Below are 12,276 nucleotides of genomic sequence, written 5' to 3' on the forward strand. Positions count from 1 at the left end.
AATACGAATGAAGCAATATATTAAAGTGAAGCGTATAATATTCAAATCGGCTATTCTAGCTTCAGTAACTATGATTATGGGTACAGGAGTGACGATTTCCGATACTGCATGGCAAATCCAGGCAGCAGCTGCACAATCAACTGCCCCGGCGGCAAGCGCAAGCAGTCTGACACGGGATGGCGTCACACTGACGGTCAAAAAGGTGAAATATGACGGGATTCGTCTGACCGTGCAAATTGAACGCAAGGGGATCAACAAGATCAGTACAATGCCTCCTTTCAGCAAGGACAAATCCCGGAAGTTAGAAAAGGGTTACCTAATAGATCCTCAAATATCTATTAATGGAGAAAAAATAAGTTTATTGAGAGTCTCAAACGCGGTATTCGACGAAAATAAAAAAATGTTGGATAATACATTAGAAATCGCAATAGACAAAGGATTATCTGAAAAAAATCTGCCAGACTCATTTGAAATGGCATTAAAAATCAATGTTAGCGGCATTAAAGAACCGTTTTCATTTAAGGTGCCTGTGCAGAATACGGTGAAGGACAAACTGGTCCTTAAGCCGGAAAAAACGCAGAGCAGCGGAGATTTCAGTTATACTGTCAAGCAGATTGAGCTCTCCTCGGCCAATACCCGGATCATTATTGACAGCAATGGTAAAGTGCCGAGTACATCCAAACAGACTGGAAATTGGAGTGCAACCAAGATGTATTATGACATTGCGGACCCGCAAGGCAAACTGATTGCTCAAGAATTGATGGGAATTTATAACAAGGCTCCGGCGCTCAATTATCACGAAGTTGAAATGTATGCTCCGTTTGCAACCAGACCCTCTTCCATCACCATCAGGCCGTATACGCTGACCGTCAACAAGAAGTGGACGCCTATGAAGGATGCCCGGGGTAAAGAGGTCAAAACATACCATAAAGACTTAGAAATGGTAATCCCGTTGAGTAATTGACCTTACAGAAAAACAAAAGAAGCGGAGCGAATCGTTCAGGCAACGCTTCTTTTGTGCTTCGAAAGATTCAATTCCATTACTGCAAAAAGGACTTGATAATAATTATCATTCTTGTTAGAATATCATAAGAAAGAAGGAACCCGGGCATGGGCTCCTTCTTTATAAAACTTAGGCTTGAGATCAAAGATTTACTTGGCTTCGAAGGTTTTGCAGTCTGTTTCTTCGGATTTGTGAGTGTCTTCAGGTCTGTTGCTTACGATGTAAATGGAGCTAGCGCTACATTTATTTTCTTGGGCCCAGTACGTACATGAATTGACTTCACACAGAACGTCTTTTGCCATGTTGTACACCTCCTTATATGGATGTGATGGGCTGAGCAAATAGTATCACGGTCAGTCAAGGTAGGACTTGTCCAACTGTGTTTACCCTCTTGTCAGGAAGAGGGATTTTGCTATGCCTACTTGTACAATATCAAATGAAATTTAAAATTGCAATGTTTGCTTCATTTTGCAGTTCGAAGCGGACAAAGTGTCCCTTTTAATTAAAAAACAAAAGCTGTCCTCCATGCAGAACGAAATGTTTCTCTGCTGGAGAACAGCTTTTTTTGTTTTTCTGACATAATGACGATATGAAAAGACTTAGCGCACGTTAAGAATATTTACGATGGGATCGATGTCAGTATCATAGTCTACGCCCTCAAACTCAAAGCCGAACAGTTGGAAAAATTCGTGACGATATCCTTCAAGATCTGACAATTCGTAGATATTGTTGGTCGTCAGCGCCTCCCATATCTTCTCAACCTCTGCCTGTACGTCTTCGCGCAGTTCCCAATCATCAATACGAATACGTCCTTCTTCATCTACAGGAGTTTCTGGTGCGTACAGACGCTCAGCAAACAGGCGGTAGCTCTGTTCTACGCACCCTTCATGCAGCCCTTTTTCCTTCATTACCTTATATAAAGCAGAAATATACAGAGGAACGACAGGGATAGCGGAGCTAGATTGGGTAACGAGTCCTTTGGTGACTGCGACGAAGGCGCGTCCGCCTGTAACTTTCAGCTGATCGTTCAGCTGATGTGCTGTCTCCTCCAAATGATCCTTTGCACTTCCGATACTGCCTTCTCTGTAGATGGCTTGCGTAATATCTGAACCAATATACGAAAAGGAGAAGGTTGTTGCAGTATCAGCCAATACACCGCCTTCACGCAAGGCGTCAATCCACAATTTCCAGTCCTCACCACCCATAACCTCTACAGTTGCTTGTACTTCTTCTTCTGTTGCGGGTTCGAGCGTCACGCTGCTGACTTCCCCGGTGTGGAAGTTAACGGTCTTGTTTGTGTAAGGCTTACCAATAGGTTTGAGCACGGAATTAAACGTTTCGCCTGTGCGGGGATTTGTACGGCGACCTGAAGCGACACTGTAAACCACCAGATCGACTTGTCCCAGTTCTTCGCGAATGGCTTCCACCGTTTTGGCTTTGACCTCATCCGAGAAGGCATCGCCTGTCACGCTTAAGGATTTAAGCCCAGCTTCCTGAGCAGCTTTTTCAAATGCAGCAGAATTGTACCAGCCTGCCGATGCTGTACGTGTGGCCGTAGCATTACTAGGGCGATATACACCAATTGTATTGGCATGCGCACCGAAGGCGGCAGTAATGCGAGAAGCCAACCCATATCCGGCAGATGCCCCGATCACAAGTACATTACGCGGTCCCTGGATAGCAGGACGGGCCTGTACATAGTCAATTTGCTGCTGAACATGTTGGGCACAGCCCACCGGATGAGCAGTGGTGCAGATAAAGCCACGTGTTCTTGGTTTGATAATCATGTTATTGTAATTCCTCTCTTCTTGTAGCGATCTTCACCCTTACTATTTTAACTTTTAACTATTTTTTTTCAAACGTGGATTTCAGTAAGTACCCTTTTTACCCAAAAGTGTATCCTTGCACGGGGTGGCAAGTGCCTAAGGGCCTGCATATGATGCTGTAACGATAAATACGAGAAGGGAGAGAGCTGCTTGAAGAATAAGAGCCGCAAAACCATAAGAAACAAAAAGCCGCTCTATAGTGTAATTGACCCGGATATGAATGAATTAAGTATGATACATCGCGTGAAGCCACAGCCTGCGGAGAGGGAGACAGAAGCAAGACTTCATCAAGTTGCTTCTCCGCCTCCCCCAACCAAAGAGGAGCCGGAGCTACAGACTGTTGTCGAACCTGAAGTCGAGGTTTCGTATGAGACAGAGGTTGAAGGTGCGGATGCAGAGGAGACTCAAGTGTCGATGGAGGAACCCCAAGAGCTAGAACCAGAGCCGGAGCCGGAGCCAGAACCTGATCCAATTGATGTGGAGGAAATTTTGAGCAATAAGAAAGCCCCGCATGTAAACAATGCTTTCATCTATACAGACGATTTGAGCGATTTCGCTGTGACGGGTGAGAAGATCGCTCCCGCTTCCATAGATTTCAGCAAACTGAAACAAGAGAGCATCCACACGGAATCTCTGGCGGATTATGCCGTTCAAACGATTAAGATAGCCGACGGTGCTGTGACTTCTTCGAAGATTGCCCCAGACTCCATTACGGTGGAACATCTGTCGGACGCATCGGTGTCAGGCAGTAAATTGCAGGATCGCTCCATCGGTGGTGAAAAACTTCGAGATGGCAGCATCACTCCTGAGAAGCTGGCTGATAAGATTATCAGCGGCGATCATATTGCGAATGGTTCCATTGAGAGCCGTCACTTCAAGCAATGGATCGTGTCTTCAGATATGCTTCAAGATCAGTCGGTTACCTCTGATAAAATTCGCAGTGGTACGATTCAATCGAACAATTTGGCTAATGAAGCTGTTGATAGCTCCAAGCTGGGCGATCAATCTGTGACCACTTCCAAACTGCGGGATGGGGCTGTGGATGGAGCTAAAATCCAAGCTGGCAGCATTGAGAGTGCACACCTGACCGAGCATGCCGTTCATGCAAGGCATCTGGCCCCCGGTTCGATTAATCGCAAGCAGCTATCCAATGGAATTGTGGGCAAGGAACAATTGGAGGAAGGTGTTGTCAGTGGGCGTCATCTGGAGTCTGAGGCAGTGACCAGTGCGCACATTCAGGCTGGAGCGATTGAAAGAAAGCATCTGAGTCCTGGCTCCATCGGGGAAGAACAGCTTGGAACAGGCCAAGTAACAGCCCGGCATATCGCGGATCGGAGTATTCAGTCCAATAAACTGGCAGATCAGTCTGTAGGCTCATTGCAAATTGTTGATCAATCCGTCACTTCATCCAAAATATCGGATCAGAGCATTCTCCCACACAAAATTGCCGATGAGGCAGTACTTACCAGACATATTGCAACAGCAGCCATACAAGGGCCTCAGATCTCTCCGGAGGCAGTCTCTTCCGTGCATCTTCAATCCGAAATTATTCGGAAAGATCATATTGCACCAGAGGCGGTTACGGAGCAACATTTGCATTCCGGGGCTGTGACAAGCGAGAAATTAGGGAAGGGAGCAGTGCTGGAACACCATGTGGCGAATCAGGCTGTCAAGGAAAATCACATTGCTTCGAGCGCGATTAAGTCTGACAAAATCGCTGACGAAGCAGTGACGGAACCTAAAATTGGCACAGGAGCGGTAACCGGAAATAAGATTGCATCTCAAGCCATTACACATGCACACATTGCAACGGGGGGAATTCGTGAAAACCACCTTGCCGACAATAGTGTGGGTGGAAAGGCATTGCAGGCTCAATCCGTCGATTCGACCCATTTGGCCCAGAGCTCTGTACAGAGCAAACATCTTGGGGAAGACAGTGTCGGAACCGCGGCGTTGCAAGAACAGTCCGTTACCGCAGACATACTAGGTGAAGGCGCTGTTCAAACCGCGCATTTGGCAAACGGAGCGGTGTACTCCCACCATTTGCAAGACCATGCCGTTACTTCGTTGAAACTATCGCCGGAAAGTGTAGCCACGGATAAAATCAATGATTTGGCGATTACTGCGCCTAAGTTAGCTGAGGGTAGTGTCACTTCCTCCAAGCTGTCTGCTCGTTCTGTGCAGCCATGGCATATTACAGATAAAGCGGTGCTGAGCAACCATCTGGCTGTTGAAGCAGTGGAGGCGAATCATCTCGCTCCGGAATCCGTCACCTCTAACCATTTGCAGTCTGCTTCGATCCAAACCAAACATCTCGCCCCGGATAGTGTGTCCGGCCATGCCCTTCAGTCGGAAAGCGTCACTTCTGAGAAGTTAGCGGCTAGGGCTGTGCAGTCTTCCAACCTGGCGGAAAACAGCGTGGGACCCGGACATTTGGTAGCACAGGCCGTACAAACCAGACATTTGGCAGCAGGAGCAGTAGAGGACACGATATTAGCCCAGAATGCTGTGAAGTCTGAGCATCTTGCAGCAGAATCCATCCAATCAGAGCACTTGCAAAGCGGGGTCATTCAGGGAGAGCATATTGCATTGCAAGCTATAGCGACTCCGGCCTTACAGGATGAATCGGTCACCTCTGCCAAACTGTCGGAGGGAAGCGTAACTCCCACCAAACTGTCTGCCCATGCCGTGCAGTCCGGACATATTATGGACGAAGCTGTACAAAGCAACCATTTGGCTGTGGCGGCCGTGGATTCGGCACATCTGGCTGCAGGAGCGGTCACTTCGGTGCATATACAGGCTTCCTCGGTGCTCACGAGACATTTGGCCCCGGATAGTGTGTCAGGTCGTGCGCTTCAAGCGGAAAGTGTCACCTCGGAAAAGCTGGCAGCGCGCTCGGTACAAGGAATGAACCTCGCGGAAGGCAGTATAGGCCCTTCACATCTTTCTGCGCAGTCGGTACACACTCGGCATCTGGCAGCTGGAGCAGTACAGGATAGAGCACTGGCAGAGGGGGCAGTGAAGTCCGTGCACATCGCACCGGAGTCCATCCAGCCACATCATCTGCAGATTGGAACCATTCAGGGAGAGCACATCGCGTCACAGTCCATATCGACCGATGCTTTGCAGGATGAGTCTGTTACGTCCGACAAACTGGCGGATGAGGGTGTGACTGCCGCCAAGTTGTCTGCCCAATCGGTCCAGCCGTGGCACATTACAGACGAAGCGGTGCAAGCCAAACATTTGTCAGAAGAAGCTGTCCAGTCCAACCATCTGGCCCAGGAATCCGTCAGCTCTGCTCATTTGCAGGCTTCGGCGGTGCTTGCGAGCCATCTGGCCCCGGATAGCGTATCCAGTAGTGCGATTCAAGCAGAAAGCATCACCTCGGAAAAGCTGGCGGCACACTCGGTGCAAGCGACGAATCTCGCGGAAGGCAGTGTCGGCCCTCCACATCTGTCTACGCAAGCGATACACACCCGGCACTTGGCAACAGGCGCAGTACAGGACAGAGTGTTGGCAGATGGGGCGGTGAAATCTGTGCACATCGCACCGGAGTCCATCCAGCCGCATCATTTGCAAATGGGAACCATTCAGGGAGAACATATCGCATCACAGTCCATATCGACTGATGCTTTGCAGGGTGAGTCCGTTACGTCCGACAAACTGGCGGATGAGGGTGTGACTGCCGCCAAGTTGTCTGCCCAATCGGTCCAGCCGTGGCACATTACAGACGAAGCGGTGCAAGCCAATCATTTGTCAGAAGAGGCTGTCCAGTCCAACCATTTGGCCCGGGAATCCGTCAGATCTGCTCATTTGCAGGCTTCGGCGGTGCTTGCGAGCCATCTGGCCCCGGATAGCGTATCCAGTAGTGCGATTCAAGCAGAAAGCGTCACCTCGGAAAAACTGGCGGTACACTCGGTACGAGCGATAAATCTCGCGGAAAGCAGCATAGGCCCTTCACATCTGTCCGCGCAGGCGATACACCCCCGACATTTGGCACCCGGCGCAGTACAGGATAGAGCGCTGGCAGAAGGGGCAGTAAAGTCCGTGCATATCGCACCGGAGTCCATCCAGTCGCATCATCTGCAAATGGGAACCATTCAGGGTGTGCATATCGCCTCACAGGCGATATCGATCGATGCTTTGCAGGATGAATCCGTTACGTCCGACAAATTGGCGGATGAGGGCGTGACTGCCGCCAAGCTGTCTGCCCACTCAGTCCAGCCATGGCACATTACAGACGAAGCGGTGCAAGCCAATCATTTGGCAGAAGAGTCCATCCAGTCCAACCATTTGGCCCCGGAATCCGTCAGCTCTGCCCATTTACAGGCTTCCTCGGTGTTTGCGAGCCATCTGGCCCCGGACAGTGTGTCAGGTCGTGCACTTCAAGCAGAAAGCGTCACCTCGGAAAAGCTGGCGGCACGCTCGGTGCAAGCTACGAATCTAGCGGAAGGAAGCGTCGGCCCTTCACAGTTGTCTGAGCATGCCGTACACCCCCGACATTTGGCACCTGGCGCAGTACAGGACAGAGCGCTGGCAGAAGGGGTAGTAAAGTCCGTGCATATCGCACCGGAGTCCATCCAGTCGCATCATCTGCAAATGGGAACCATTCAGGGTGTGCATATCGCCTCACAGGCGATATCGACCGATGCTTTGCAGAATGAATCCGTTACGTCCGACAAATTGGCGGATGATGGCGTGACTGCCGCCAAGCTGTCTGCCCACTCAGTCCAGCCATGGCACATTACAGACGAAGCGGTGCAAGCCAATCACTTGGCAGAAGAGTCCATCCAGTCGAGCCATCTGGCTCCTGAATCCGTCACCTCTGATCATTTACAAGCTTCCTCGGTATTTGCGAGACATCTGGCCGTGGACAGTGTATCAGGTCGTGCGCTTCAAGCAGAAAGCGTCACCTCGGAAAAGCTGGCGGCACGCTCGGTGCAAGCGACGAATCTCGCGGAAGGCAGCGTCGGCCCTTCACAGTTGTCTGAGCATGCCGTACACCCCCGGCACTTGGCAACGGGCGCAGTACAGGACAGAGCGCTGGCAGAGGGGGCGGTGAAGTCCGTGCATATCGCACCGGAGTCCATTCAGCCGCACCATCTGCATCTTGGAACCATTCAGGGTGTGCATATCGCCTCACAAGCAATATCAACCGATGCTTTGCAGGATGAGTCGGTTACGTCCGACAAACTGGCGGATGATGGCGTGACTGCTGCCAAAATATCTCCTCATTCGGTCCAGCCGTGGCATATTACGGACGAAGCGGTGCAAGCCAATCATTTGGCAGAAGAGGCCGTCCAGTCGAGCCATCTGGCTCCTGAATCTGTCACCTCTGCCCATTTGCAGGCTTCGGCAGTGATGACCCGGCATATTGCGCCGGGTAGTGTATCGGTTCACGCGCTCCAGGCAGGCAGCGTGAACGCTGAGAAGCTTGCGCTTCGGGCGGTGCGTGCTTCGAATCTGGCAGAAGCCAGCGTAAATTCTGTGCATTTGACGGAGCATGCCGTACACACTCAGCATTTGGCCGATGGGGCGATCCAAGGGTCCGCACTGGCAGAGGGCGTGGTGCAGTCCAGGCATATCGCGCTGGATTCAGTCCAGTCGGAGCATCTGCAAGCAGGGGCTATTCAGCCACAGCATGTAGGTTGGCAGGCGGTGGCTGAGGACGCTATACAGGAAGGAGCGGTGACGTCCAGCAAGCTTGCAGACGGAACGATACAGTCCCGCCATGTGGCTGAGGAAGCTATTGAAAGCCACCACATTGGAGAGGAAGTTATTGATTCGCATCACCTAAAACCGGGCTCAGTGACACTGGCTCAGCTGTCCACAGATATTCATCTCTCGGGACTTTTGCCGGAGGAAGGTGTCAGTGGCGACAGACTTCAGGCAAACAGTGTATCTCGCAGCCATCTGCAAGCTCAGGCCGTCGACAGCGAGGTGCTGAGCCCGGAAGCTGTGGGACCAGAGCATCTGCAGGCTGCTGCGGTACAAAGCCATCATGTGGCAGAGCAGAGCATTGAAGGTCATCATCTGGTGGAAGGCTCTGTAGGCTCACGTGAGCTGGAACTGAACGCAGTGAAGCCGGAGCATTTGAGCATCACTCCGGTTCGTACTTGTGCGAATCAGCCCGCATTGCAGCAGTTTGGCAGAGCGCCGTTTCTTTTGAAAGGTAGTGAAGGAGAGACGGAAGTGACCATTGTATTCGGGGAGCCTTTTGTAAACCCAGACTACACGTTGGTAGCGATGACGAACCACCCTCTCTTTCATGCGACGCTGAAATCTCAGACGCCGAATGGAGCAGTGATCGTCGTAACCAAGTGGAACGAAACCGCGCATAACTACGGTATTATTTCCTGGATCGCCATTGGTTAGGAAGATGGTTATTGTAAAACTCATAGTGTGCAGACTCATGTATTTTCTAAATACAGGGCTGCACGCTTTTTCATATACTTTTCACACATTTGCTCCACAATTATCCCGAATTCTCCTGATAAGCTAAAGATACTTTAAAGGAGAGGTGATTCAATCATGAAAAAATGGACTAAAAATGCAGCAGCCGTATTGACCGTAGTAAGTGTACTGGGAGGAGCAAGCAGTGCATTCGCCGCTACAGCAACAACGACTCCAGCGAGCACTGCACCAGCGATCAAAGCTCCTGCGGTTACGACTCCGGCTACCAAAACACCGGCAAAAGCACCTGTGACGAAAACACCTGTGACGAAAACACCTGTGGTGAAAGCACCCGTTAAAAAAGTTTCAACAGCTCATAAAACAACAACCAAAGCGAAGAAAGCCCCTGCTAAAAAATCCGTTGCGAAAAAAGTGGCAAGCCACAAAACAAAAGCAGTGAAAGTGCAGCACCGTACAGTTAAACATCATGCAAAAAAACATAATGTTGTTAAACACAAAGCAACAACTCATAAAACTCGTGCACATCATGCCGTAGCTAAAAAAGTGACCCACAAAGCTCCAGTTAAAAAAGTAGTCCCAGCAAAAACAGTGAAAACAGCGCCAAAAACAGCTGCTAAAGTAGTAACAACCAAGAAATAAGATTGATGTGTAATTAGCTTTCAGCTCGCCTGGCATATACAGCAGCGATTCATGATAAGAAAGACGGGACCGGGAACGGTATACCCGTCTTTTGTCTATTCTGCTGGGCTTCTGTTAAGCTTAAAGAGAGGATGGAAGCATCCAGAACAACGGCAAGGGGTTAAGGCCATGACAAAAATAGTAGTAGTGGATGACGATGTGTTCATTTTGCAATTAATATCTGAATATTTGAAAAAAGAATCCTACGAGGTCACTTCCTTTTCCAGTGGTAAAACACTGGTAGAGCATATCCGTACGAACCGTCCGGATTGTCTCGTTCTTGATATTATGATGCCTGGCATTGATGGGCTTTCTCTACTGACTCAGCTTCGTGATTTTACAGAAATGCCGATCATTATGATCTCTGCCCGTGGAGAAGAAAACGACCGTATTCATGGGCTGGAGCTGGGATGCAGCGATTTTTTGACCAAGCCCTTTAATCCAAGAGAATTGGTAGGAAGGGTTAAAGCGATGCTGAGGCTGAGCAAGGCCGGAATGTCTGCATCGGACGATAGGCAAGCGGCAGAAAGCGCAGATATATGCCATGCGGGCAATCTGTGTATTTTTGCTGACTTTCGTAAAGTCACAGTGGACGGACAAGAGCTGAATTTGACCTCACGTGAATTCGACCTGCTGCTGTTTCTTGCGAATCATCTGGAGAGACCTTTTGGCAGGGAACATCTGATTCAGCAGGTGTGGAGCTATGATTTTATAGGTGATGTGAGAGTCGTGGATGATCTGGTCAAACGGATTCGCAAAAAGTTAGCTGAATATCACTCTACGCTCGTCATTAACACCGTATGGGGCTTCGGATATAAAGCAACAGTTCAGGAGTTGTAACCATGCGTACGATGAGAGCTAAAATACTGCTTTCCCTGTCCATCGCCATGCTTATTACCGTCTGTATTACGGTGGTCCTATTCATCAGGCTTATCGACGACATTCTGGTGAATCAGGCCAAATCCAAGCTTCATGAGCAGGCGCGCAAAGCCGTCCATATTATGAGCGACGGAGGCTTTGATCGACTGGATAATGCTGAATTCAACTATGTTATCAAGGGCGTGCTTTTATCTGCCGACTACTTTATTTTAAGTACGGATAACCGCATCATCGACTCAAGCGTCTCTGGAATGGAAGGCAAAAAGATCGAGCGTTTGCTTTTGATCCGCCAGGGATTTTTTGCATCGGTTCATCTGTCTGCCCAGGATCTGACCGCTACACATGAAGGGGTAGCTGTGCTTCAAGGTAAAAAGGTACTGTTTACGAATGAAGAATTGCCCGGACAACCTTTTCGTATTTTTGTGTACTCACCCTTATCTTCTTTGCGAGCACTGTATGTACCGTTAATGAGAACCACATTACTGTCTATCATCGCGGGTTTTTTGGTGATTCTCGTCATTGGTCTGATGGTTGTCTCACGTCTGGTACGTCCACTCAAACGATTGAAGGAGGCGGTAGGCAACTATGAGCCTAATCAGCCGCAGGATAGTGATTTTCCGCAGGCGGATAAAAGTGAGATTGGCGAGCTGATCGGTACCTTTCATTCCATGTCCGCCCGTATTCAGCAGCACCATCAGGGTCAAATTGAATTTCTACAAAATGTATCTCACGAGCTAAGGACACCGTTAATGTCCATTCAAGGCTATGTATATGCCATTCAGGATCAAGTGGTATCCCAGGACGAGGGGCTGAGTATCATCAAAGTGCAGTCCCAGCGGTTAATTGACATGGTGGAAAAGCTGCTGCAGCTATCAAGGCTGGAAGCGCTGAATGAGGAATGGCCTGTCTCTCTGGTTGATCTTAAAAGCATGGCAGAGGATGCTGTTCATCTATTGATGCCGGTGGCTGCTGAACGTTCTATCTCGCTTCGAGTGGAGGGAGAGGGCCTGCATGTGGCCGTTCCGGCCGAGCAATTGTTCCGTATGATGTTGAATTTGTTGCAAAATGCAGTTCGGCACACCTCTACGGAGGTTGTCATTCATTTGGAGACAGGGACAACACCGGAGGTTGTATGGGTTATGCATGTGGATGATGATGGAGGAGGGCTGACCGAACAAGAGGCAGCCGAGGTGTTCGGAAGATTCTATGCGGGCTCGAATGGTGTCACAGGTCTTGGATTGGCTATTTGTCGTCAAATTGCTACCCGATTGAACGGAGAACTACTCTGCACACGTTCGCCATTGGGTGGAGCACGCTTCAGCTATATCCAGCACATGTTATAAATGAGTACAGAAATGGTTAAAAATGATCGTTTTTTCGGCCTAATATCCCATTTATCTAACATAGTATGAGAGGTTTTTGGTGATATTTTAGATATAGCTTGACTGGTAGGTACTAAACTGAGTAAAATTAATC

Annotated in this window: 7 protein-coding genes; 5 read left to right on the forward strand and 2 right to left on the reverse strand. The window is 49.4% G+C overall.

Annotated elements, in window-relative coordinates:
* Nucleotides 1-7 precede the first annotated feature (7 nt).
* Entirely contained in the window at nucleotides 8-964 is a 957-nt protein-coding gene (locus tag C1T21_RS19390) for a DUF5643 domain-containing protein (RefSeq protein WP_103049391.1), read from the forward strand.
* Nucleotides 965-1,152: 188 nt separating this feature from the next.
* Here C1T21_RS19390 and C1T21_RS19395 read toward each other — a convergent pair whose 3' ends face one another.
* Together C1T21_RS19395 and fabV are read right to left on the reverse strand one after the other, a co-directional pair.
* Nucleotides 1,153-1,305 carry a DUF1540 domain-containing protein gene (locus tag C1T21_RS19395; RefSeq protein ID WP_013311427.1) on the reverse strand — a complete coding sequence of 51 codons (153 nt, stop codon included), beginning with the start codon at nucleotides 1,303-1,305 and terminating at the stop codon, nucleotides 1,153-1,155.
* 297 nt (nucleotides 1,306-1,602) lie between these two features.
* Nucleotides 1,603-2,790 (reverse strand): enoyl-ACP reductase FabV, encoded by a 1,188-nt coding sequence (fabV, locus tag C1T21_RS19400; RefSeq protein ID WP_103049392.1) that lies wholly within the window; start codon nucleotides 2,788-2,790, stop codon nucleotides 1,603-1,605.
* A 189-nt stretch (nucleotides 2,791-2,979) separates the two neighbouring features.
* Between fabV and C1T21_RS19405 the strand changes: the two genes are divergently transcribed.
* The 4 genes from C1T21_RS19405 to C1T21_RS19420 all read left to right on the forward strand — a co-directional run bounded on the left by C1T21_RS19405 (nucleotide 2,980) and on the right by C1T21_RS19420 (nucleotide 12,143).
* Nucleotides 2,980-9,204 (forward strand): WIAG-tail domain, encoded by a 6,225-nt coding sequence (locus C1T21_RS19405; RefSeq protein WP_103049393.1) that lies wholly within the window; start codon nucleotides 2,980-2,982, stop codon nucleotides 9,202-9,204.
* Between the two features lie 156 nt (nucleotides 9,205-9,360).
* Nucleotides 9,361-9,882, forward strand: a complete 522-nt coding sequence (locus C1T21_RS19410; protein WP_103049394.1) for a hypothetical protein — start codon at nucleotides 9,361-9,363, stop codon at nucleotides 9,880-9,882.
* Nucleotides 9,883-10,050: 168 nt separating this feature from the next.
* On the forward strand, nucleotides 10,051-10,761 hold the full coding sequence (locus C1T21_RS19415) for a response regulator transcription factor (RefSeq protein ID WP_103049395.1): 711 nt from the start codon (nucleotides 10,051-10,053) through the stop codon (nucleotides 10,759-10,761).
* 2 nt (nucleotides 10,762-10,763) lie between these two features.
* Nucleotides 10,764-12,143: a sensor histidine kinase gene (locus tag C1T21_RS19420; RefSeq protein WP_103049396.1), complete on the forward strand. Its 1,380-nt coding sequence runs from the start codon at nucleotides 10,764-10,766 to the stop codon at nucleotides 12,141-12,143.
* Nucleotides 12,144-12,276 lie beyond the last annotated feature (133 nt).

Source organism: Paenibacillus sp. F4, from assembly GCF_002894905.1.
Classification (GTDB): Bacteria; Bacillota; Bacilli; order Paenibacillales; family Paenibacillaceae; genus Paenibacillus; species Paenibacillus polymyxa_B.

What these genes read in the sequence shown, in the direction of transcription:
- fabV (WP_103049392.1), bottom strand. Translation starts at nt 2,790, where the DNA reads ATGATTATCAAACCAAGAACACGTGGCTTTATCTGCACCACTGCTCAT.
- C1T21_RS19420 (WP_103049396.1), top strand. Translation starts at nt 10,764, where the DNA reads ATGCGTACGATGAGAGCTAAAATACTGCTTTCCCTGTCCATCGCCATG.
- C1T21_RS19390 (WP_103049391.1), top strand. Translation starts at nt 8, where the DNA reads ATGAAGCAATATATTAAAGTGAAGCGTATAATATTCAAATCGGCTATT.
- C1T21_RS19415 (WP_103049395.1), top strand. Translation starts at nt 10,051, where the DNA reads ATGACAAAAATAGTAGTAGTGGATGACGATGTGTTCATTTTGCAATTA.
- C1T21_RS19395 (WP_013311427.1), bottom strand. Translation starts at nt 1,305, where the DNA reads ATGGCAAAAGACGTTCTGTGTGAAGTCAATTCATGTACGTACTGGGCC.
- C1T21_RS19410 (WP_103049394.1), top strand. Translation starts at nt 9,361, where the DNA reads ATGAAAAAATGGACTAAAAATGCAGCAGCCGTATTGACCGTAGTAAGT.